Source organism: Flavobacterium sp. P21 (assembly GCF_050632225.1).
Classification (GTDB): Bacteria; Bacteroidota; Bacteroidia; order Flavobacteriales; family Flavobacteriaceae; genus Flavobacterium.
The window spans coordinates 2,632,888-2,654,904 of sequence record NZ_CP192585.1 but is presented as its reverse complement, the minus strand read 5'-3'; the positions used below and the strand labels follow the sequence as shown (position 1 = coordinate 2,654,904).

18 protein-coding genes and 7 pseudogenes are annotated in these 22,017 nt (G+C 33.0%); 16 read left to right on the top strand and 9 right to left on the bottom strand.

Features of this window, described 5'->3' with window-relative positions:
- Window positions 1-41 precede the first annotated feature (41 nt).
- Window positions 42-688: pseudogene (locus ACQ9BO_RS13170) on the bottom strand (GNAT family N-acetyltransferase).
- A gap of 202 nt (window positions 689-890) precedes the next feature.
- Between ACQ9BO_RS13170 and ACQ9BO_RS13165 the strand changes: the two are divergent.
- Window positions 891-1,058, top strand: coding sequence for a hypothetical protein (locus ACQ9BO_RS13165; protein WP_431245039.1), 168 nt, complete (start codon window positions 891-893; stop codon window positions 1,056-1,058).
- Between the two features lie 102 nt (window positions 1,059-1,160).
- Here the strand turns inward: ACQ9BO_RS13165 and ACQ9BO_RS13160 are convergent, their stop codons facing one another.
- Entirely contained in the window at window positions 1,161-3,428 is a 2,268-nt protein-coding gene (locus ACQ9BO_RS13160; protein WP_431245038.1) for a M1 family metallopeptidase, read from the bottom strand.
- A gap of 184 nt (window positions 3,429-3,612) precedes the next feature.
- Here ACQ9BO_RS13160 and ACQ9BO_RS13155 point away from each other — a divergent pair, with 184 nt between their 5' ends.
- The 3 genes from ACQ9BO_RS13155 to ACQ9BO_RS13145 all read left to right on the top strand — a co-directional run bounded on the left by ACQ9BO_RS13155 (window position 3,613) and on the right by ACQ9BO_RS13145 (window position 5,705).
- Window positions 3,613-4,464, top strand: coding sequence for an aldose 1-epimerase family protein (locus ACQ9BO_RS13155; protein ID WP_431245037.1), 852 nt, complete (start codon window positions 3,613-3,615; stop codon window positions 4,462-4,464).
- Between the two features lies 1 nt (window position 4,465).
- Entirely contained in the window at window positions 4,466-5,014 is a 549-nt protein-coding gene (locus tag ACQ9BO_RS13150) for a GNAT family N-acetyltransferase (protein WP_431245036.1), read from the top strand.
- A gap of 130 nt (window positions 5,015-5,144) precedes the next feature.
- Window positions 5,145-5,705 (top strand): DUF3575 domain-containing protein, encoded by a 561-nt coding sequence (locus ACQ9BO_RS13145; protein WP_431245035.1) that lies wholly within the window; start codon window positions 5,145-5,147, stop codon window positions 5,703-5,705.
- Between the two features lie 2 nt (window positions 5,706-5,707).
- Here the strand turns inward: ACQ9BO_RS13145 and ACQ9BO_RS13140 are convergent.
- Both ACQ9BO_RS13140 and ACQ9BO_RS13135 read right to left on the bottom strand, forming a co-directional pair.
- Window positions 5,708-5,931 (bottom strand): annotated as a pseudogene (locus ACQ9BO_RS13140) (VF530 family DNA-binding protein).
- 110 nt (window positions 5,932-6,041) lie between these two features.
- Window positions 6,042-6,698, bottom strand: a complete 657-nt coding sequence (locus ACQ9BO_RS13135) for a hypothetical protein (protein WP_431245034.1) — start codon at window positions 6,696-6,698, stop codon at window positions 6,042-6,044.
- A gap of 138 nt (window positions 6,699-6,836) precedes the next feature.
- Here ACQ9BO_RS13135 and smpB point away from each other — a divergent pair, with 138 nt between their 5' ends.
- The 3 genes from smpB to ACQ9BO_RS13120 all read left to right on the top strand — a co-directional run bounded on the left by smpB (window position 6,837) and on the right by ACQ9BO_RS13120 (window position 9,107).
- On the top strand, window positions 6,837-7,292 hold the full coding sequence (smpB, locus tag ACQ9BO_RS13130; RefSeq protein ID WP_026729458.1) for an SsrA-binding protein SmpB: 456 nt from the start codon (window positions 6,837-6,839) through the stop codon (window positions 7,290-7,292).
- A gap of 80 nt (window positions 7,293-7,372) precedes the next feature.
- A complete protein-coding gene (locus ACQ9BO_RS13125; protein ID WP_431245033.1) occupies window positions 7,373-8,011 on the top strand; it encodes a hypothetical protein in 639 nt (212 codons plus the stop codon).
- Between the two features lie 88 nt (window positions 8,012-8,099).
- On the top strand, window positions 8,100-9,107 hold the full coding sequence (locus ACQ9BO_RS13120) for a helix-turn-helix domain-containing protein (RefSeq protein ID WP_431245032.1): 1,008 nt from the start codon (window positions 8,100-8,102) through the stop codon (window positions 9,105-9,107).
- A 28-nt stretch (window positions 9,108-9,135) separates the two neighbouring features.
- Here the strand turns inward: ACQ9BO_RS13120 and ACQ9BO_RS13115 are convergent.
- A pseudogene (locus tag ACQ9BO_RS13115) lies at window positions 9,136-9,776 on the bottom strand (protein-L-isoaspartate(D-aspartate) O-methyltransferase).
- Window positions 9,777-10,132: 356 nt separating this feature from the next.
- Here ACQ9BO_RS13115 and ACQ9BO_RS13110 point away from each other — a divergent pair.
- The 6 genes and pseudogenes from ACQ9BO_RS13110 to ACQ9BO_RS13085 all read left to right on the top strand — a co-directional run bounded on the left by ACQ9BO_RS13110 (window position 10,133) and on the right by ACQ9BO_RS13085 (window position 16,044).
- Window positions 10,133-11,097 (top strand): annotated as a pseudogene (locus ACQ9BO_RS13110) (Gfo/Idh/MocA family protein).
- 87 nt (window positions 11,098-11,184) lie between these two features.
- The gene (locus ACQ9BO_RS13105; RefSeq protein ID WP_431245031.1) at window positions 11,185-12,072 is read left to right on the top strand and encodes a 3-hydroxyacyl-CoA dehydrogenase family protein; all 888 of its coding nucleotides are present in this window, start codon (window positions 11,185-11,187) and stop codon (window positions 12,070-12,072) included.
- A gap of 524 nt (window positions 12,073-12,596) precedes the next feature.
- Window positions 12,597-13,267: pseudogene (locus ACQ9BO_RS13100) on the top strand (YggS family pyridoxal phosphate-dependent enzyme).
- A gap of 62 nt (window positions 13,268-13,329) precedes the next feature.
- Window positions 13,330-13,677, top strand: a complete 348-nt coding sequence (locus ACQ9BO_RS13095) for a four helix bundle protein (RefSeq protein WP_091496967.1) — start codon at window positions 13,330-13,332, stop codon at window positions 13,675-13,677.
- A gap of 136 nt (window positions 13,678-13,813) precedes the next feature.
- Window positions 13,814-15,174: pseudogene (locus ACQ9BO_RS13090) on the top strand (exonuclease domain-containing protein).
- A 30-nt stretch (window positions 15,175-15,204) separates the two neighbouring features.
- Window positions 15,205-16,044, top strand: a complete 840-nt coding sequence (locus ACQ9BO_RS13085; RefSeq protein WP_431245030.1) for an ion transporter — start codon at window positions 15,205-15,207, stop codon at window positions 16,042-16,044.
- Here ACQ9BO_RS13085 and ACQ9BO_RS13080 read toward each other — a convergent pair.
- On the bottom strand, window positions 16,041-16,217 hold the full coding sequence (locus ACQ9BO_RS13080; RefSeq protein ID WP_431245029.1) for a hypothetical protein: 177 nt from the start codon (window positions 16,215-16,217) through the stop codon (window positions 16,041-16,043). The genes ACQ9BO_RS13085 and ACQ9BO_RS13080 overlap by 4 nt on opposite strands.
- Here ACQ9BO_RS13080 and miaA point away from each other — a divergent pair.
- From miaA to ACQ9BO_RS13065, 3 genes and pseudogenes are all read left to right on the top strand, one after another.
- Window positions 16,198-17,118, top strand: coding sequence for a tRNA (adenosine(37)-N6)-dimethylallyltransferase MiaA (gene miaA, locus ACQ9BO_RS13075; protein WP_431245028.1), 921 nt, complete (start codon window positions 16,198-16,200; stop codon window positions 17,116-17,118). The two genes, ACQ9BO_RS13080 and miaA, sit on opposite strands and share 20 nt — an antisense overlap.
- 283 nt (window positions 17,119-17,401) lie before the next feature.
- Window positions 17,402-18,147, top strand: a pseudogene (locus tag ACQ9BO_RS13070) (acyl-[acyl-carrier-protein] thioesterase).
- A gap of 193 nt (window positions 18,148-18,340) precedes the next feature.
- Window positions 18,341-19,315, top strand: coding sequence for an integrase core domain-containing protein (locus tag ACQ9BO_RS13065; protein WP_431241922.1), 975 nt, complete (start codon window positions 18,341-18,343; stop codon window positions 19,313-19,315).
- A gap of 87 nt (window positions 19,316-19,402) precedes the next feature.
- On the opposite strand, the gene ACQ9BO_RS13060 is transcribed toward ACQ9BO_RS13065, so the two are convergent.
- Genes ACQ9BO_RS13060 through ACQ9BO_RS13050 form a run of 3 tightly spaced genes read right to left on the bottom strand, consistent with a single transcriptional unit; the run spans window position 19,403 to window position 22,017 of the window.
- Window positions 19,403-19,936 carry a hypothetical protein gene (locus tag ACQ9BO_RS13060; RefSeq protein WP_431245027.1) on the bottom strand — a complete coding sequence of 178 codons (534 nt, stop codon included), beginning with the start codon at window positions 19,934-19,936 and terminating at the stop codon, window positions 19,403-19,405.
- Window positions 19,923-20,612, bottom strand: a complete 690-nt coding sequence (gene prfH, locus ACQ9BO_RS13055; protein ID WP_431245026.1) for a peptide chain release factor H — start codon at window positions 20,610-20,612, stop codon at window positions 19,923-19,925. The genes ACQ9BO_RS13060 and prfH overlap by 14 nt, the downstream gene beginning before the upstream one ends.
- Window positions 20,613-20,625: 13 nt before the next feature.
- The gene (locus tag ACQ9BO_RS13050; RefSeq protein ID WP_431245025.1) at window positions 20,626-22,017 is read right to left on the bottom strand and encodes an RtcB family protein; all 1,392 of its coding nucleotides are present in this window, start codon (window positions 22,015-22,017) and stop codon (window positions 20,626-20,628) included.

The following is a 22,017-nucleotide window of genomic DNA, read 5'->3' as shown; positions in this document are numbered from 1 at the left end:
GCTAATACTTTCGTATTTAGCAGTTTGAGATTTCTTTTTGGTTAAATTTTAAATAAAAAAATAAATGACAATAATTTGTTTAAGAATAAAGCCTGTTTAATTTTTTTAAGTCTGCTTAAAACAGCCTCATTAAAAGGATGTTTTGGTGGTGTTTTTTGTTTTTCTTTTGGGTCGTACAACATTCCGGTACAAAGACACATTTTGTTTTGTTTGCTTTGTAGAATTTCAAAATTGGTACATGTTTTACAGCCCGCCCAGAAACTTGGATCGGTTGTTAATTCTGAAAATGGGACCGGTTTATAACCTAGTTCAGAGTTAATTTTCATAACCGCTAAACCAGTTGTAATTCCGAATATTTTAGCGTCCGGATATCTTTTTAAAGAATAGTCAAAAACTTTCGATTTGATTTTTTTGCCAAACCTAAACTTCTGTAATCAGGATGTACAATTAATCCTGAATGCGCTACGAATTTTCCGTGTTCCCAGCTTTCGATATAACAAAAACCTGCAAATTTTCCATCGGCCAGAGCAATCATCGCATCACCATTCGACATTTTTTTCTGAATGTACTCAGGAGTTCTTTTAGCAATCCCTGTACCTCTTAACAAGGCAGATGATTCTATCGTATCGCAAATTTCCTGTGCGAATTTGAAATGTTCTTCCTGGGTAACAACAATAGAGATCTTCATTTTCAATAATTGAAGTTAGAGTTAAAAATTAAAGCATATTGATTCGTTTGAAATCCAGAATTGAATCCAATAAAATTAAGCAAAACAGAAGTAACATTCTCAAAATCAAAAACTTGATCAAGAAAATTTACAAAATAATAAATACTTTTAGGATATGTTTGTCCAATGGACAAATTATGTGATTTCAAAATGAAAAATGGATATGAATAAATATACGGCTATAAAACTCAGTGAACACTATAGAGATAGCGTCCGTACTTCGGGAGAAGTAATCGGTGAGTTTGTCCGTGACAAAGAAGTTATATGTAAACTTATTTTATTCATCGGTGCAAAAGTACATTATTTTTTAATTCCCAAAACAAAAAAATAAAATTCTAACATTTTTTTTACGTTTTGTGAATATACAGAAAAACAAAACCCGATAATTGCTGACAACTATCGGGTTATAAATGATTTAAAAATATCTTAAACTTTAATTCTTAGTAAACGGAATTGATTTTCCATCAGATAAAATCATATCAACAGCAGTTTTAGCTTCGTTGAATTTAAACTTCACTCCCGCTCTTTTTGATTCAAAAGTATCTTTTTCTCCAGCTACTGGTTTTACTGAGAACTTAGGATAATCTGTCAATTCAGCATACAAAGCACTGTTTTTCTCTGTGAATTCAATTTTAACAGGTGCTCTAGATGTTGAATAATTTCCTAAATAACCATCTAAAACAACATCTTGCTCCACTTTGCCTTTCCCAGCTGTCCAAACATTATTTGATTCATTGAAATCAGGAAAAGCATGATCTGGATCTAAAGTAATGCTTTCAATTTCTTCAGTAGAATTATGTTTGAAAGACCAATCATTATTACGTTGCCAAATTTCTACTGGCAAATTAACTCTAGTCACTTTTCCGCTTTTTGTTTTAACATCCAACACAATCGGCATTGGCATTTTTTCGAAATTTTCAACTGTAATAATTACACCTTTTGCAGGATCATTTTTCACGTATTTAATCGAATTAATTCCTTGGTCAAAACGCCAGTTGTTTACGTACCAGCTTCTCCAGAACCAGCTTAAATCTTCACCGGCAACATTTTCCATCGATCTAAAGAAATCATCTGGCTGTGGATGTTTGTAAGCCCAACGCTGGATATAAGTTCTAAAAGCGTTATCAAAACGTTCTTTTCCTAAAATTTGCTCTCTCAAAATCACCAACCCAGCGCTTGGCTTAAAATAACAAAGCATTCCAATATTAGCTTCCTTCATATTATCTGGAGAACTCATGATAGTTTCTAAGTCAGGTCTAGTAAATGGTTCTGCCTGTTCATGCAAATCTGTTGCTTTTTCTTTGTATTCACCATTATTGAAAGCGGCAGTACTTAATGAATTGATAAAAGTATTGAATCCTTCATCCATCCATGCAAATAATCTTTCATTTGACCCCACAATCATTGGAAACCAAATATGACCAAATTCGTGGTCTGTAACTCCCCAAAGATCCTCTTTCTGAGACTTCCATCCGCAGAAAACAATTCCAGGATATTCCATTCCGCCTTCATTTCCTGCAACGTTAGTTGCAACTGGATAAGGATATTCGAACCATTGTTTTGAATAATGCTCGATTGCCCCCTTTACATATTCGCTTGAACGTCCGTACGCATCGTTTCCATTACTTTCAACTGGATAAGCTGATAATGCCAAAGCTTTTTTACCGCTTGGCAAGTTGATTTTTGCTCCATCTAAGATAAATGCTGAAGACGATGCCCAAGAAAAATCACGCGCATTTTTGATTTTATAGTGCCACGTTTTTTCAGTTCCTACATTTGTGTTTGCTGTAGCGTTAACTTCGTCAGCAGTACGAATCATAACTGTTTTGTCACTGTTCGAAGCGTCTTTGTAACGTTTTAATTGTTCTGCAGAGAGAACTTCAGCACCATTGATTAATTCTCCAGAAGCCACAACATATTGATTTCCTGGAACCGTCAATTTTACATCAAAATCTCCATACTCTAAGTAAAACTCAGAAGCTCCCAAATACGGTGCCGTATTCCATCCTCGCACATCATCATACACACACATACGTGGATACCATTGTGCAATTGTAAAGATTTTTCCATTCTTAGTTTCCAAAACCCCCATTCTGTCTGATCCTTCAAAAGGAGCAATAAACGAGAATTCGATTTTGATTTTTACAGAAGCTCCTTTTGTCGCTAATTCTTGCGGAAGAAAAATCTGCATTCTAGTATCTGTAATGATATATTTCGCTTCAACTTCTGTTTTAGTTTTTCCTCCTGAAATTATTTTTACAGATTTTATTTTATTTCCTCCGTCAAAAACCTGGCCTTGAGCTCCGTTGCGACTTCCTGTCAAAGGAACAACTGCGTTTCCCCTAGAATCATCTTTAAATAAATTTTGATCTAAATTCAGCCAAAGAAAACCTAATTTGTCGGGACTATTATTGGTATAAGTTATTTCATCTGTACCAGTAATTTCGTTCGTAACTGCATTCAATTTTGCCGAAATCTGATAATCGGCTCTATTTTGCCAATATTCTGGACCAGGCTGACCACTTGCAGTACGTGTCGAAGTTCCGTTTTTAGTATAAAAATTCGGAGCAAAGGCATCATGATAATTGTAATTGTTTACTGGATTTGTTGTTGTCGCCTGCGTAGTTTGTTGCGCCCATACAGAAGAAATCCCAAAAAATAAAGTCGCGGTTAAAATGGCTTTTGCAGATTGCTTTTTCATATTTTTTAGCTGTTTATGTAGCAAATTAATGAAAAAAATACTATTTACAGAGAAATACCCAAGGTTAAATTTAATTTTAGCAAAATTTTATTAATTAAACAAATTAAGCGATTTTCCTAAAAAATAAAATTTATTCAAATACCTTTACAACTGCAATAAAATTAACTATCACAATTCTATTATTTTGAATACAACTATATCAAATTCAGTATTAACAGCTTCAATAAAACATGCTGGAGCCGAATTATTTTCATTAAAAGACAATCAAAACAAAGAATATATCTGGGAAGGAAATTCTAATTTCTGGGGAAAACATTCTCCTGTTCTTTTCCCGATTGTCGGCACTTTAAAAAACAATACTTATTCTATTAATGGAAAAGAATACCAATTGCCAAGACATGGCTTTGCAAGGGATATGGAATTTAAATTGGTTGAAAAAACAGGGAACAGCGCTGTTTTTTCTTTAGAATCAAATGAAGAAACTTTAAAAAAATACCCTTTTGAATTTGAGTTGCAACTCATTTACACTTTAGAAAATACTTCTTTAAAAATAGAATATATCGTAATTAATAAAGGAGAAAACAAAATACCTTTTTCCATTGGTGCACATCCTGCAATAGCACTTCCAGAAAATTTTGAAAGTTATGCTTTCAAGTTCGAAAAAGAAGAAAATCTGAAATTTAATCTTTTGGAGAATGATTTGATTTCTAATAAAACCGAAACTTTAAAAACTACGAACAATGTAGTTCCTTTAAATTATAAACTTTTCGAAAATGATGCTCTTGTTTTTAAAGCATTGGAATCAAAATCATTAACAATACTTGAAAATTCAAAACCATATGTTCAAGTTGATTTTGAAGATTTTCCAAGTTTAGGAATTTGGACTAAAGACCAAGCGCCATTTGTTTGCATCGAACCTTGGTTTGGTTATTCAGACACAGCGAGCAATTCTGGAAATTTATTCGAAAAAGAAGGTATTATTACTCTAGAAATAGACCAGACTTTTCACTCTCAGTTCAGTATAAAAATTTTATAAAATGTTAGATTTCAACTTTCATCCTTTTCCAATAATAGAAACAGAACGTTTGCTTTTAAGAAGAATCACAAACGACGATGTCAATGAAGTTTTTGAATTACGTTCAAATCCTGAAACAATGAAATATATTCCACGTCCGTTAGTAAAGACCAACGACGATGCTTTGGAGCATATTGCAATGATTGATGAGAAAATCGAAACTAATGTTGGAATCAATTGGGGAATTACATTAAAAGGCAACTCAAAACTTTTAGGTATTATTGGCTATTACAGAATGCAACCTGAAAATTACCGCGCCGAAATAGGCTACATGCTTTTGCCTGAATTTCATGGAAAAGGAATCATCCCTGAAGCTGTAAATCGATTAATAGCTTATGGTTTTAACGATATGAAACTGCATTCAATTGAGGCTGTTATAGATCCTGAAAATCTAGCTTCAGAAAAAGTATTGCAAAAATGCGGTTTCGTAAAAGAAGCACATTTAAAAGAATCTGAATTTTATGAAGGCCGTTTCTTAGACAAGGTAATTTACTCATTATTAGAAAAATAGAATTTTAACAATTTCTGACAAAAAAATAATATTGTTAAAACAAATATTATTAATCCATAAAATACGTTAATATGGTATATTTGCACGCGAAATAAGCCACTAAACACTTTTTTCGCTCAAAAACATCCTTATGAAAAAAATACTTTTATTAGCCATTATCTTTATTTCAATTCAATCGCAAAGTCAAACTTTTATTAAATTCAATGGCGCTACAGCACTTTTAGCAATTCCAAATGTTGGTGTAGAAACAAGCATTGGAGAAAAAACAACTTTTAGTTTTGATGTTATGGCCTCTTTTTGGAAATCCTTCAATGGCCACAACCCAATGCAATTTTATACTTTCACTCCAGAAGTTCGTTACCACTTCAAAGAAAAATATGATGGATTCTATGTTGGAGCTCATGCTGGCCCGGATATTTACAAAATTCAAAAATGGAATTATTGGGATACCAATATGTATGAAGATGGCTTTGGATATCGTTTAGGTGTTACAGTTGGTTACAATATCAAATTAAGTGATAAGTTTTTATTGGATATTTTTGCAGGAGGTGGATGGCATCAAGGATTCTATAAAGGACATTACAATGACGGGACACCAGGTAGATATCCTGAAGACAAAGCCAAAGATTATAATAAAAGCGGTGAATGGTTACCATACCGTGGCGGAGTTATGATTTCATATAAGTTATAAAATCAGCTTAATTTAGGAAGTGTTTTAATATATAAATCTTCTACTTTTTTACGAGCCCAATCTGTTTTTCTTAAAAAGTAAGCGATGATTTTATACTCGGATTTGAATTAAAACATTTGATAGGTATTAATTCCCCGAGAGTATCAAAACCATAATAATCGACCAAAGTTTCGACAATTTTTTGAAGTGTAATTCCGTGTAAAGGATCTTTTGATTTATTTTCCATTTTATTCTTTTTTTTAAATTATATCAAAAAGACCGTACTCTAAAAAAGTACGGTCTTCTTTTTTTGCAAAATTACTAAAAGAATTTCACGTTAATCAAATAAAGAATAAATTAGAATATAAATTTGAATCCTACAGAAATTGGGGTTGTTAAGTTTGGAGCACTTCCGCCTAATGCTGTATTGTAATAGGAATCAACATTAGCCACATGAGCTAATCCAAAATTTGTAACTGTTGTTTTTTCTCCATTCTCTGGCTTTAAAGTTGTAGAAGTAAAGTTTGCTAAATCATAAGAGAACTCTACAGAGAAATTCTTAGTTACAAAATAATCAAAACCACCTGATACAGACACCCCAACTTGATTTACTTTTAAGTTGCTTTCTTTTTCTTTTCCAGTAATAACTGGTAGCGCGACTTGTCCGAAGAAATATAAAGAACCTGCTACGTTCCAATATTTTCTAGCCAATGGCTGAATAACAATTAAATCTGTTTTGGCAAGTGTTTTAACATCTGCACTACCAGTTACATAACCATCTGATTTAATGTTAATGTAACCAATTCCAGCACCTACAGCTACAGATGGTGTAATAAACGTTCCCACAATTGGAAGCACTGATAGATTAGTTCCTTTTACATCTCCAGTTTTAGTCTTTTGATATCCAAATTGAGAAGTTGCAAACCAAGCTCCTTTTAATCCTTGGCCAGAATCTTGTGCTTGAACAGCAAAACCGATAAATAAAATACCTACTAGTGTAAAAATCTTTTTCATTTTGAGTTTGTTTTAAATTATGGAACAAACTTAAGTGTAAGCTTTTTCTTTAATACTGATTAAAATCATAGATTAAAAAAATCTTTAATTATCTTATATCGCATCAAAATTTTTCAATTTTGTTTTACATTTGCAGTTATGATAAAATCAGTCAACATATTAAACAAAAGAGCCCGATTTGATTACGAAATAATCGATACCTATACCGCCGGAATTGTTTTGGCTGGTACGGAAATCAAATCAATACGTTTAGGCAAAGCAAATATTACAGAAAGTTTTTGCGAATTCAGTGGCATGGAGCTTTTTGCTATCAATACTTATATCGAAGAATATTCTTTTGGAAATCAATTCAATCACAAATCAAGAAGTGAACGAAAACTACTTCTCAATAAAAAAGAATTAAAAACGCTTCATAAAAGCGTTCAGGCAAAAGGACTTACTATTGTACCATTAAAATTGTTTACCAACGAAAAAGGATTGGCCAAATTGCAAATAGGTCTTTGTAAAGGAAAGAAAAATTACGACAAACGTGAATCTCTAAAAGAACAAGACACAAAACGCGATTTAGACAGAATCAAAAAAGCATACAACTAATGCTTCTTTAATTTTCTCAAAATGATGCTTTTATAAATATTTTATCGTTATTTTTACTACAAACAATATAACCGTAAAATATGAAAAAGTATCTACTTATGTTAACCGCCGTGCTGTCTCTCTCAGGTTGTGGCGACAATACTTCGATCGTAAATAGCTGGAGAGACCCAGATGTAACCGTTGCACAGGAGCAATTTAAGAAAGTTTTAGTCGTTGCTTTGGTCAAAGATGAAGCTTCCAGAAGAATTACTGAAAATAGAATTGCATCAACAAATCCTGTATTCAAAACTTCATATCAATATTTAAATGCAACTTCAGAATTAACAAAGGAGCAAAAATTAAAAATATTGCAAGATGAAAATTTTGATGGTGTTGTTACAATGCGTTTAGTTAGTAAAGAAAAAGAAGTTAATTATGTTCCTGGAACTTACACAGGAATGTATTATGGAGGATTTGACGGAATGTACACCGGAGTTTACGGATATGGTTTTGGTAATTGGTACGGAATGTACTCGCCAAATTTCTACGATCCAGGATATTATCAAGAAACTACCTCTTACATGGTTGAAACCAATATTTTCTCATTAAAACAGAATAAATTAATTTGGACTGGAACTACCGAATCACAATATGCAACAGATTTAGGCCAAACGATAGATGCCATTATGCAGGCTGTTGTAAAAGAAATGAGAAAAGATGGCTCTCTGCCTCCAAAATAGTATACCAAAAAGCGACATATTAAAAATGCTTGCTTTTCTTTTATTCAAAAAATTGACTAATTTTGTCAAGACTAAAATTTTCATTAAAATGAAATCTTTATTAAAAAACGCCAGAGAACAAAAAGGCTTAAAAACACGCGAATTAGCACAGCTTGCTGGAATCGACCAAGCCTTGATAAGCAAATTCGAATCTGGAACACGAAAACCAACCAAAGATCAAATAATTAAGCTTTCTCAACTTTTAGAAATTGATTATGAAACTTTGATGATTGCCTGGCTTAAAGAAAAGATTCTTTATGAAATTGGCGAAGAAGAATTTGCTTTGAAAGCCTTAATTTTAGCTGAACAAGAAATTCAAAACAATAAAAAAGAAATCAACTCAGCATTAATATCTTTTAATCAAAATATTCTAAATGAAATTGAAATCTTAAAAAATAAAATCAATTCTTTCAATCATTTTGAGTTTCGTCAAATTTCAAAAACTTTAGAATTAGAATTTGTATTTAAAAGTATTCATTTAAACAAGAATCCATTGACATTAGAAGAAACCAAACTAATTTTAAATGAAGGAATGACCATTTCTGGAAAAAGCATGCAAAATCATCTTGAAGCCATTAATTTTCAAGAAGCAACATTCTACATTAAAGATCTAATTCAAAAGAAAACAACATTAAATGAAAAGGATTTTCTTTTGCTTCACACTTTTCTTTTTAAAGGATTCGAATCTGACGGTTTTGGAAAATATATCAATGATGCACTTATTATACGCGAAATGAATTTATTTTTTAATTGGTATGAATCACAAAAAAACAATCTGCATCCCTTAATTCTAGCTTCTGAAGCTCATCTAAAAATAGCTCAAATTAAGCCTTTTGAAAATGGAAATCTGCAAATGGCAAACTTAGCATTAAATTGGATTTTAATCCAAAATAATTACACATACGTCACTATTGACGAAGATCAAAAGAGTATCGATGAGTATTTCTCTATTTTGGAGGAAAGTCAGATTCAGAATGATAAATCAATTTTTATCAATTATATAATTAGAATCGAAAAAGAAAACCTAAAAAGAGCGATACAATTAATCGAAAAATAAAAAGCCCAGCTAAAACTGGGCTTTCTCATTAATTTTTATCTTCTAACAAAGGAACAAATCTAAATTCTCCAAACTCATGTTTTTCAAATTGAGTTTCATTCTTCCTGATTAATAAAGTCATAATCTGAACATCTTCTCCCAACGGAATAACAAGCCTTCCTCCTATTTTCAATTGCGCCATTAAAGGTTGCGGAATAAAAGGCGCACCTGCTGTAACTATAATACTGTCAAAAGGCGCAAAATTTGGCAATCCTTTATATCCGTCGCCAAAAGTAACGTGTTTTGGGCGAATGTTTAATTTCGGAAATAAATTAGATGTCGTTTTAAATAATTCACTTTGTCTTTCAACTGTATATACTTTAGCGCCAAGCATAAACAAAACAGCCGTCTGATAACCAGAACCTGTACCGATTTCTAAAACTTTATGATCTTTCTTCACTTCAAGCAATTGCGACTGAAAAGCAACTGTATAAGGTTGAGAAATAGTCTGCCCTGCCCCAATAGGAAATGCTTTATCCTGATACGCGAAATCTTCAAAACTTGAATTCAAAAAAAGGTGTCTCGGGATTTTTTTATCGCATCCAAAACCGCTCTGTCAGTAATTCCTTTTTGTTCTAAAGTGCTTACTAATTGATTGCGAAGTCCTTGATGTTTGGCAGTATCTTTCAAAATGGATTGGTTTTATTTTGGCAAAAATAAGAAACAAAACAGGATTTCAAATATTGATTTTTAAATAATAAATTAATACAGTCGAAAGTCAAAAGTCAAAAGTCGAAAGTTAAAAGTTGTAAATCTCCCTTTGTCAGGCTGAGCGAAGTCGAAGCCATTCATGTCCCTCATGTCCTTCGTCTTTGATGAGAGTGGTAAGTTTAAAAGTACGGATGTAAATTACGACCAATGACTAACAAATAACGACCAACAACCAATAATTAACATTTTACGATTCACAACTCACATTTCACAATTCACTAAATTCTTTTTTACTTTCAACAAATAAATTCTATTTTTGTTTAAAATACATTCTCATGTTAAAAGTAGGAGTTTTAGGTGCTGGTCATCTTGGTAAAATACATTTACGCTTATTACAACAATCTGACAAATACGAATTAGTTGGATTTTACGACGAAAATCAAGAAAATGCCGAAAGAATTTCAAAGGAATTTGGCTATAAAAACTTCAGTACAATTGCAAAACTCATACACGCTGTCGACGTGATTGACATTGTAACTCCAACACTTTCGCACTACAAATGTGCAAAGGTTGCGATCAAATCTGGAAAACATATCTTTATAGAAAAACCTATTGCCAATACAGTTGAAGAAGCTGAAGAAATTATTGCTTTAGCAAACGAATACAACGTAAAAGGACAAGTTGGTCACGTAGAACGTTTTAATCCCGCTTTTATTGCCACAAAAAACATGATCGAAAACCCGATGTTTATTGAAACACATCGTTTGGCAGAATTTAATCCGCGTGGTACAGATGTCCCTGTAGTTTTGGATTTAATGATTCATGATATTGATGCTATTTTAAGTGTAGTTAATTCAAAAGTAAAAGACATTCATGCAAGTGGAGTTTCTGTAATTAGCGATACTCCAGATATTGCGAATGCCCGAATCGAATTTGAAAATGGTTGCGTTGCCAATTTAACTGCTAGCAGAATTTCACTGAAAAACATGCGTAAATCTCGTTTCTTTCAAAAAGACGCTTACATCTCTGTTGACTTTTTAGAAAAAAATGTGAAGTAGTTCGTATGAAAGACGCACCAGAAGTTCCTGGAGATTTTGATATGATTCTTCAAAATGCCGAAGGAGTCAAAAAACAAATTTATTTCACCAATCCGGATGTAGAGCACAACAATGCAATTTTAGATGAGTTAAATTCGTTTGCAGATGCAATTAACAATGACACAACTCCAGTTGTAACACTTGAACAGGCAACAGACGCATTACGTGTGGCATATCAAATTATTGATTGTTTCAACAAATAGTTTAAAAAAATCAAAATAAATTAGCCACGAATTCACAAATTAATTGATGATTTCGTGGCTAAATCATAAAAAAATATCTAGCATAAAATGAAAACAATAGCTGTAATTGGAGCAGGAACAATGGGTAACGGAATTGCTCATACTTTTGCGCAAAGCGGATTTACCGTAAAATTAATCGACGTTTCTGAAAAATCATTAGATAAAGGAATGGCAACAATTGTCGCCAACTTAGAGCGTATGTTGTCTAAAGGAACCATCACTCAAGAAGACGTTGCCAAAACAATCACCAATATTATAACGTATACTGATATTAAAGACGGCGTTGTTGGTGTTGATTTGGTAGTTGAAGCCGCAACTGAAAACGTTGAATTAAAACTGAATATCTTCAAACAATTAAACGAATACTGTTCTCACAATACTATTCTGGCAACAAATACTTCTTCAATTTCAATTACACAAATCGGAGCTGTTGTGGCACACCCAGAACGTGTTATCGGAATGCATTTTATGAATCCGGTGCCGATTATGAAATTGGTTGAAATCATCCGCGGATATAATACAAGTGATGAGGTAACAAAAATCATCATGACTTTATCTGAAAAATTAGGTAAAGTTCCTGTAGAAGTAAACGATTATCCAGGTTTTGTAGCAAACAGAATTTTAATGCCAATGTTAAACGAAGCAATTGAAACGTTATACAATGGTGTTGCTGGAGTTTATGAAATTGACACCGTAATGAAATTAGGAATGGGGCACCCGATGGGACCACTTCAATTAGCTGATTTTATTGGACTTGACGTTTGTCTTGCCATTCTAAATGTAATGTATGACGGATTCAAAAATCCTAAATATGCTCCTTGCCCACTTTTAGTAAATATGGTAAGAGCTGGAAAACTGGGAGTGAAATCTGGTGAAGGTTTTTACGATTATAGCGAAAGTAAAAAAGCAGAGAAGATTTCGAAGCAGTTTATTTAACTTTTATTAAGTTATGACAGAATTAAGGGGCGAGTATAAAAATTTTTGGCAACGTTTTTTTACTCTAAGAAATTTAGACTTTTTTATAAACTGTTTTGTTGTTACGTCCTTAATTGTCATTTTTAATCTTGAGAAAACTTATACCATCATAATTGGATCGGCACTTTTGGTAATTAGCATGTATTTCACTATTTACAAGAGTAGAAACAATATTCATTTAATAGCCTTTGAAGAAAATACTATTATTTTATTTGGTGAAACATTCAATACCCAATGGAAAAAAATATTAGATATAAAAAAGACTAATATTGAATTGGAAGGTATTCCTTCTCGAGCAGGTTTAACAAGTGTAATTTTTTATATTAGATTAAAACATAAAAAAAATATTATACGATAAATTTATTTGATACCTTTTCGGATGAACAAATACTCGAAATATTTAATGAATTTAAAAAGTTCAAAGGAGAAAAAATTATAATTGACGAAAAGTTATATATAATGAGAATCCAAGAAAAAATAGAAAAATGTCAATAGCATCGAACTTAAATACAATCAAAACAAGTTTACCTGAACACGTAACTCTAGTTGCCGTTTCAAAAACAAAACCTGTATCCGATTTGATGCAGGCCTATGAAGCTGGACAGCGCATTTTTGGAGAAAACAAAATTCAGGAAATGACCGAGAAATGGGAACAAATGCCAAAAGATATCCAATGGCATATGATTGGTCACGTTCAGTCAAATAAAGTCAAATTTATGGCGCCTTATGTGAATTTAATTCACGGTGTTGACAGTTTGAAGTTATTGCAAGAAATCAATAAACAAGCTTTAAAAAATAATAGAACAATAGATTGTCTTCTTCAAATTTATATTGCTGAAGAAGAATCTAAATTTGGTTTAGACGAAAATGAATTAAATGAACTTTTAACTTCTTCGGAGTTTAAAGAGATGAAAAATATTCGTATCTTAGGTTTAATGGGAATGGCCACTTTCACCGAAGACCAAAACCAGATTAAAAAAGAATTTACCCATTTAAAATCCATTTTTGATTCATTAAAAAAATTGACGGATATGGTAAAGACGCACTGCAGTGCGTCTCAACAATTTCAATGGGAATGTCGGGAGATTATCAATTGGCAATAGAATGCGGAAGCACAATGGTTCGCATTGGAAGCAGTATCTTTGGCGGTCGTTGATTTTTCAATATCAATTTCAATTGCAAAAATCAATATCAATTTCAAAACTGGGAAAAATTTAAATGGAAAAAATATTCAATTTTGAAGATCGATTAGTTCGTTTTGCTGGAGAATGTATTTTCTTTACAAGACAGTTAGAAAGACTATTTGAAAATGAATATTATAAAAATCAATTAATTCGATCATCCGGGAGCGCCTCTTTAAATTTTGGAGAAGCACAAGGGACAATAACTGATAAAGATTTTGTTTTTAAAGTTTCATTAGTTGTGAAGGAGTTAAAAGAATCAAGAAACTCATTAAAAATTCTAGATTATATTAAAGAAGGCGATGACAGTAAAAGAAATAAACTTCTAATCGAAGTAGAGCAATTAATCGCAATTTCATCAAAAATGATAATAAACAAAAGATAATTTTTTCAATATCAATGACAATGGCAAAAATCAATAACAATGACAACGGCAATTTCAAAATTGAAATTGATTTTTGATATTGCAATTGTTTTTTTGATATTGTAATTGCAATTGATTTTTGACATTGACATTGAATATGTACGCAATACTTGACATAGAAACAACCGGAGGACAATTTAATGAAGAAGGAATTACCGAAATCGCCATCTACAAATTTGATGGACACGAAGTAGTTGACCAATTCATTAGCCTTGTCAATCCTGAAATTCCGATTCAGCCCTTCGTAGTAAAACTGACCGGAATCAATAACGCTATGTTGCAGTCTGCACCAAAGTTCTATGAAGTAGCCAAACGTATTATTGAAATTACTTCAGACTGCGTAATCGTAGCTCACAACGCTTCTTTTGATTACAGAATCCTTCGCACAGAATTCCGTCGTTTAGGCTACGATTTTGAAGCCAAAACGCTTTGCACAGTAGAATTAGCTAAAAAACTAATCCCAGAGCAACCCTCATACAGTTTAGGAAAACTAGTGCGTTCTCTCGGAATTCCTATGGCCGACAGACATCGTGCAAGCGGAGATGCAATGGCCACAACGAAGCTTTTTAAAATGCTTCTAGAAAAAGACACAGAAAAAACAATAGTAAAAGATTTTATAAAACTAGAAGTTGAGAAAGGAATTGCTCCAAAATTCCTCGATATTTTAAGTCAAATGCCAACTAAGACTGGAGTTTACTATATCTATAACGAAGGTGGCACTCTAATTTACATTGGCAAAAGTCAAAATATCAAAAAAAGAGTCAATCAGCATTTTACAGGAGTTACAACCAAAAGCAAAAAATTCAAGCCGAAGTTTTTACCATAACTTATGATGAAACTGGAAGTGAATTAATTGCTCTTTTGAAAGAAAGCGAAGAAATAAAAGTAAATAGACCAAGATACAACCGTGCACAGCGCAAAACCATTTTTCAATATGCTCTGTATGCCGAAAAAGATTCAAACGGTTATATCAACTTAAAGTTAGAAAAAGCAGACGGACGTAAAAAGGAAATTACTTCTTACGCATCATTGCAGGAAGGTAAAAATGCGCTTTTTAAAATTACCGCAAAATACCATTTATGCCAAAAACTGACAGGTTTATATCAAACCAAAAAAGAATGTTTTCAATATAAAATTAAAGAATGCGATGGAGCCTGCATTGGCGAGGTTACTCCAGAAGTTTACAATTTAAGAGTGCGACAATTTATCTCGGAAAACAGTTTTGAAAACAAAAGCATGGTTCTGATAGATAGAGGAAGAAATGTAAACGAACGAAGCGCCATTTTGATTGAAAACGGAATCTACAAAGGTTACGCATATTATGATCTCAATTATCAAATTACCAATATTGATATCCTGAAAAATATTCTGGTTCCGATGCAACACAATCGCGATGTAAAAAATATCATTCAGAGTTACATACGCAAAAGCAAATCATTAAAAATACTTCATTTTTAACAAATCGAAACTTTCATTATCTTTAAGGATATGAAAAACAAAAAATCACAATACGAAATCTTCAGAGAAAAAGTCAAAATCGTTCTATATGGCACCAATACCATTTTAGGACGAATGTTCGATTTAGTATTGTTGGGGCTAATCTTACTGAGTGTTCTACTAATAATGTTGGACACTGTTGAAGGCGTCAGTTCTAAATATCATGAACAATTATTAATTTGCGAATGGGTAATTACGGTATTTTTCACCATAGAATATATATTGAGAATTATCTCGATTCAGAAACCAGTTAAATACATTTTCAGCTTTTACGGAATCATCGATTTACTTGCCGTATTGCCTATGTATTTGTCCATCTTTTTCCCAGGTGCGAGTATTTTATCAATCGTAAGGGCATTACGTTTTCTACGATTATTTAAAATTTTGCACATTCCGCAAATCAACCATCAATCCCTGCAATTAAAAGAAGCTATCGAAGCCAGTAAAGAAAAAATTCTGGTTTTCATTTATTTTGTTTTAATCAGCACCGTTATAATTGGAACGATAATGTATCTGGTTGAAGGAAAAGAATCAGGTTTTACCAGCATTCCAATGGGAATTTACTGGACAATAGTGACTTTAACAACAGTTGGTTACGGAGATATTTCTCCTCAAACTCCTTTAGGACAATTCATTGCCGCTTGCGTAATGATTTTAGGTTACGGAATCATTGCTGTACCAATAGGAATTGTAACAGCCGAATTTGCCAAAAGCAGTTTAAGAAACAATGCTGTAAGCAGTAAAAAAACATGTCGAAAATGTCAGTCGCAAGTTTACTTCGATAACGCTAAATATTGTTATGAATGCGGAACCAAATTGTCAAATAATTAATTTTTAGAAGCTAATCCAGCTGTACATTGCAACTCCTCCTTATATTTGTTGTTTTTTAAAGGCATAAAAGGAGCTTCCGCTGGTCGCTCTTTTACACCAAAAAATTCAACAAATATAAGTCCGGGGTTTCCATTTCCATCTGGGCTAAAAACTATGAAATACCTAATCATCATTGTCGGACCAACAGCTATAGGCAAAACAGCCTTGAGTATTGCTTTGGCACAACATTTTAAATGCGAAATCGTTTCTTGCGACAGCCGTCAGTTTTTCAAAGAAATGACTATCGGAACCGCAGTTCCAAGCCAAGAAGAACTCAATTCAGCCAAACATCATTTCATTCAAAACAAATCTATTTTTGAAAATTACACCGTTGGCGATTACGAAAAAGAAGCACTTTCAAAACTTGAAGATTTATATAAAACTAATGATTTTGCCATTTTAATTGGCGGATCTGGTCTTTATGTGGATGCTGTTTTAAAAGGTTTTGACGAATTTCCAGAAATCGCTCCAGAAGTTCGTGCCGAAATAAATTCAAACTATGAAAAATTCGGAATCGAATATCTTCAAGAGCAACTAAAAAATCTAGATCCAGAATATCACCAGAAAATAACAGCCGAAAATCCACAAACACTACAAAACCCACAGCGAATGATGCGTTTCGTAGAAGTGTGCCTTGGATCACAAAAACCATATTCTTCTTTCTTAAACCAAAAGAAAAACAACAGAGACTTCACTCCTATTCTAATAGGTTTAGATGCCGACAGAGAAATCATTTACAGCAGAATCAACCAACGTGTTGATATTATGATGAACGAAGGATTATTAAAAGAAGCCCAAGCACTTTATCCTAACAAAGCGTTAAATGCATTGCAAACGGTCGGTTATAGGGAATTATTTAGTTATTTTGACGGAGAATTCACTTTGCCTTTTGCGATAGAAGAAATCAAAAAGAACACGAGAAGATTCTCGAAAAGACAATTAACATGGTTCAAACGAAATGAAAACACCAAATGGTTTGATTATGCAACTGATAGAAAAGAAATTATAGAATATATCAAAAACTTACTGAAATGAAGTTTCTAAAATCACTCGGAAACATTTTCTTTATTTTTTGTACAACTGTACTAACTATAGCATTTTCTAAAGCATTAAAAGAAAAAATTGAAAAGCCTCATTTTAAAAATTTAAGTATAACAGAATTTTTAATTTTTGGAATAATCCTATTGAGTCTTATCTTTATAAGCTTTAAAATAATATCAGCATATTTCAAAAAGTCATAATTTAAGGTCTTTTTTCTTTCATCTTTATTCTATTTTCCTAAGGAAAAAATCTAAACTCAACAATCTAAAATTAAAAAATGCCAATATCTCCTAATTTCACCTCAGTTCTAAGCAAAGACTGGGAAATCAATTTCACACAATGCACGCCAACCGGATTCTTAAAATATACCGATTTGTGTAATATTTTGCAATTAACCGTCACTGCGCATTCCGAAATTGGAGGAATCAGCTTTTACGACATGCAGGAATTTCATCAAGCTTGGGTTTTAAGCCGTATGCGCGTTGAGGTTCATGCTTTACCAAAATGGCAAGACGTTGTAACCGTAAAAACATGGATTAACAGCCTTGAAAATTCACGTTCTGTCCGTGCACTTGAAATGTATGTAAACGGAAAAAAATAGTGGGTTGCGAAACGTATTGGGCCGTTTTCAATACACAATTGCGTCGTCCCGAAGCACTAGCACTTCCTTACGAGCATTTCGAATTATTTCCAGAAAACAGAGCGACAGAAGAAGGTTTTTCAAAAATCAATATCAATCATGAAAAAGAAGCCGTTTTCGAAAAAACCGTTTATTTATCTGATTTAGATATTGTAAATCACGTAAACAACGTAAAATATCTGGAATGGTGCCTTGATCATGTTGATCCAAAACGAATTATGAAACAAGAGGTTAAAAGCTTCGAAATGAATTTCATGAAAGAGCTTTCGTTAAAAGATAAAGTTGTAATTCATGAAAGCGAAGACGACGATCATACAACAGCAACATTCAGCATAACGAAGGGTGAAAAAACGTGTTTTGCTTTGGAACTACATTGGAAGTAAAAATATTCATAAACTTATTTCTAAACTTACCTTTACACAATATTGTCATTTCGACGAAGGAGAAATCTTCGCGAGAAACTCTACAAAGATTGGACTCTCGTTACAGATTTACTTGTGGAGATTTCTCCTTCGTCGAAATTGTAAAGGTTAGATATTTCGGTAACAAAATTTAAATTTAATAAATTTTGTTACGATGAGAAATAATAGTCAAGATTGTACATTAGAGAGGAACTATTTAGAGAAATATCGTTTCTTGATAAAAGAATATGAGCAGGTGAAAAACAAAACTCATCCACTTTATAAAAAGGCGATGGATTTTTACACAGCAAATGACACGTGCAGAAAAAGTTTCTTAAAGTATTATAATCGCTATAAACAGAGTGGGAAATCTCAGGATCTATTGCCTCAAAAGCGAGGTCCAAAATATAAAACCCGACGTCCTTTGCCTTTTATAGAACAAAAAGTAATCGAATTAAGAGAAAAAGGAAACAACAAATATGAAATTGTTAGTATCTTAAATCCCAAATTAGGAAAACATGCACCATCATATTCTGGAGTTTATAATATTTTAAAAAGGCATAAAATAAATAGATTAACTCCGAAGATTAAAAAGAATCATCAGAAAATAATCAAGGAAAGAATGGGACAGCTGGGTCATATTGATTGTCATTATTTAAGTAAAAGCATAATTCGTGGAGAAAATAAAAAACTCTATTTAGTCTGTGTAATTGATGATTACAGCCGAATTGCCTGGGCAGAATTAGTTCCAGACATTACCAGTTTAACAGTGATGTTTGCGTCATTAAAATGCTTAAACATCCTAAGCAGTCATTATGAAATAAAATTTGAAGAGATATTATCTGATAATGGGGCTGAATTTGGACCTAAAACAAGCAAAGTCAAAAATAACCATCCATTTGAAAGAATGCTGATGGAATTAGGAATCGTGCACCGATATACAAAACCTTACCGTCCACAGACAAATGGTAAAGTAGAGCGGTTTTGGAGAACTCTGGAAGACGATTTATTAAGAGACACGGATTTTGATTCTCAAGAAGAGCTAAAAGAAGAATTATTACAATATTTATATTATTATAATCACGAAAGACCACATCAGGGAATCGATGGAAAAAAGCCAATTGAAATGATAAATCCGTTACCGAAATAAGTGACTTTTACAGAAATGACAGACTTTGTGCATTAACACTTGGCTAAACAAAAAAACGATGCAAATTGCATCGTTTTTTTATCAACATCACTTTGATTTCTTTTTAGAACCTTTCTTAGATTTCTTATCTTTCTTCTTTTTAAGCAAATCAATTTTATTCTCAATTCTTTTCTCAACATCACTAATATCCGATTCATAATTGAATTGCAACAAATGAAGTTTCGCATTTTTAATTTCTTTTAATGCTTTTTTAAACTCATTTTGCGCTTCCAAAAGAATTGCTTTCTTGATGTAAATCTCCGATTTATTGATTCCTTTTACCGTTAAAGCAAAATCAATTAATTTTTGAGCTTCTTCGTAATCTTCGTTTAAAATCAATGTTTTTAAATAATACGGATACACTTCAAGAGCATGAATATTAATAGCTAAAGCCTGCTGAAAATACGATTTCGCTTCTTCATAATTCATCAATTGTTCTGCCTGAATTCTTCCGTACAAACACAAAACCATTGTATTTTTATCATCATAAGAAAAAGCATAATCTAAAGATTCTATTGTTCCTTCCAACCAAAACGGATAATTATCCAAGGCTTGAAAAAGGTATTTATCAGTTGTTTTCATTTCTTAAATCGTTTTTTAATTTCTGACGAGTTCCTTTGTAGCTTTTCTCTACTTTGTTCTTTTTAAAATCACTTCCTGTAAAAACTCTCACGGGATTTCCACGGGCTACATTGAGTTGGTTTTCCCATTGTTTTCCAACGTGATTTTTAAGCTGAATTAATTTCTCGTCTTCTAGTTTTTTTAATAATCTTTCTGTTGCCAGCTTTTTGTTTTGGTGCTGGGAACGGCTGTCCATAGCGACAACTGCAATTCCAGTCGGAATATGAGTCGCCCGAATAGCCGAACTCACTTTATTAACATGCTGTCCTCCTGCTCCAGAACTTCTCATAGCTTGATACTGAATATCATTTTCTGAAAACGAACTATTTTTTTCTTGCTCAATTTCAAAAATTCCAATAAACCAGTTTTTGCGTTTGTGCATTTTCCTAAACTGACTTTGTCCAATCCATTGAATTGTTCCAATCCAGGATTTCACAAATTGATCTGCATTTTTTCCTTTTACAGAAATCGATGCGGTTTCAATAGTTCCGTTTTCTTCTCCTTTTTCTCTTTGGAGTAAAACCACATCTAAATTTTGATCCTGAGCTTCTTCCAAAACTTTTTTCAGCACTTGGGCAACAACCCAAGTGCATTCTGCAGGTCCGCGCCCCGCTGTTATCTGAATTATTCTTTCCATTTTAAATTTCTTCTTAACGGTCCATTCTAACGATCTTCGGCGTAAATGTTCCTAGAACTTCTACTAAATCGGTTTGGTTTGCCATTACTTTTTCAATGTCTTTGTAAGCCATTGGAGCTTCGTCAATATTTCCACCAATTAAAGTCACCTCATGTTTCTTCAATTCTTTATTAATCAAACTTTGTGTAAAAGTGCTTTTACATTTCGCCCTCGAAAACAAACGTCCCGCGCCATGCGAAGCTGAATTCAGACTTTCAGGATTTCCTTTGCCTTTTACAATAAAACCTGGCGCAGTCATCGAACCGGGAATAATTCCCAACTGACCTTCTCCCGCAGGCGTTGCCCCTTTTCTATGCACGATACATTCCTGACCGTTTACGATTTCTTTCCAGGCAAAATTGTGATGGTTTTCAATCGTTACCACTACTCTTTTCCCAATTGCTTTGGCAATTCTTCTGTGAATATCATCGTGGCAGGCTTTTGCATATTCTCCAGCTAAATTCATTGCCAGCCAATATTCCTGACCATCATGCGTATTCAAATCCAGCCAAGCCAAATGCTGTACATTTTTTGGTAACGGACATTGTTTTGTTGCCAAATAAGTATAATGCTTCGCAATGTTTGCGCCCAATCCGCGAGAACCACTATGCGAAAGAACGGCAAAATATTCGCCTTTTTCGAGTTTCCATTCGTTCTCAGGATTTTCAATTTTAGCAATTCCGAATTCTACAAAATGGTTTCCTCCTCCAGATGTCCCTAATTGTTTATAGGCTTTTGGAAGAAGATTTTTCAATAACGGAATATCTTGAAATCCACTATTATAAAACACCTCATGATCTACTCTTGAAGCATGTGTTTCATACATTCCAAACTTCGTATTGTCTTTTAAAATAGCCTCTAATTGATGTTCTTTTCCTTTAAAATGAGAAGCTGGCAAATCAAAAATCGAAAGACTCATTCGGCACCCAATATCAACTCCAACTCCGTACGGAATCACAGCATTATCAGTAGCTAGAACGCCACCAATTGGCAATCCGTAACCTGAATGTGCATCTGGCATCAAAGCTCCAGCAACAGAAATTGGCAATTTCAGCGAATCGTACAATTGAAATTTTGCCTGCTGATCAATTTCGTTTTCACCAAAAATGGTAAAAGGCACTCTTGTATTCTTAAGCTGATGCATTCTCACCTGAACCGGTTTTATCAGACCTTCGGCCACTTTCCCCCAAGTTCCGTTTCCTTCGTACTTTTCAGGATTTAGCAAAACATCTTTTGCTTCTGTTAGAATAGATTCTTTTTTCTCTCTTTTTCTATATCTGTTTATTTGCCCTAAGGCGATATTTATTGAATTGTTCTTTGGAAAACCTAATTTAATAAGGTCTTTTCCAGATAATTTATTTCCCAT

Coding starts and splice junctions, on each gene's coding strand:
- ACQ9BO_RS13150 (WP_431245036.1), top strand. CDS start 4,466: ATGTTAGATTTCAACTTTCATCCTTTTCCAATAATAGAAACAGAACGT.
- ACQ9BO_RS13095 (WP_091496967.1), top strand. CDS start 13,330: ATGGAAAAAATATTCAATTTTGAAGATCGATTAGTTCGTTTTGCTGGA.
- ACQ9BO_RS13160 (WP_431245038.1), bottom strand. CDS start 3,428: ATGAAAAAGCAATCTGCAAAAGCCATTTTAACCGCGACTTTATTTTTT.
- ACQ9BO_RS13165 (WP_431245039.1), top strand. CDS start 891: ATGAATAAATATACGGCTATAAAACTCAGTGAACACTATAGAGATAGC.
- ACQ9BO_RS13065 (WP_431241922.1), top strand. CDS start 18,341: ATGAGAAATAATAGTCAAGATTGTACATTAGAGAGGAACTATTTAGAG.
- ACQ9BO_RS13145 (WP_431245035.1), top strand. CDS start 5,145: ATGAAAAAAATACTTTTATTAGCCATTATCTTTATTTCAATTCAATCG.
- ACQ9BO_RS13120 (WP_431245032.1), top strand. CDS start 8,100: ATGAAATCTTTATTAAAAAACGCCAGAGAACAAAAAGGCTTAAAAACA.
- smpB (WP_026729458.1), top strand. CDS start 6,837: ATGATAAAATCAGTCAACATATTAAACAAAAGAGCCCGATTTGATTAC.
- ACQ9BO_RS13135 (WP_431245034.1), bottom strand. CDS start 6,698: ATGAAAAAGATTTTTACACTAGTAGGTATTTTATTTATCGGTTTTGCT.
- ACQ9BO_RS13125 (WP_431245033.1), top strand. CDS start 7,373: ATGAAAAAGTATCTACTTATGTTAACCGCCGTGCTGTCTCTCTCAGGT.
- ACQ9BO_RS13080 (WP_431245029.1), bottom strand. CDS start 16,217: ATGATGATTAGGTATTTCATAGTTTTTAGCCCAGATGGAAATGGAAAC.
- prfH (WP_431245026.1), bottom strand. CDS start 20,612: ATGGAAAGAATAATTCAGATAACAGCGGGGCGCGGACCTGCAGAATGC.
- miaA (WP_431245028.1), top strand. CDS start 16,198: ATGAAATACCTAATCATCATTGTCGGACCAACAGCTATAGGCAAAACA.
- ACQ9BO_RS13105 (WP_431245031.1), top strand. CDS start 11,185: ATGAAAACAATAGCTGTAATTGGAGCAGGAACAATGGGTAACGGAATT.
- ACQ9BO_RS13050 (WP_431245025.1), bottom strand. CDS start 22,017: ATGGGAAATAAATTATCTGGAAAAGACCTTATTAAATTAGGTTTTCCA.
- ACQ9BO_RS13060 (WP_431245027.1), bottom strand. CDS start 19,936: ATGAAAACAACTGATAAATACCTTTTTCAAGCCTTGGATAATTATCCG.
- ACQ9BO_RS13085 (WP_431245030.1), top strand. CDS start 15,205: ATGAAAAACAAAAAATCACAATACGAAATCTTCAGAGAAAAAGTCAAA.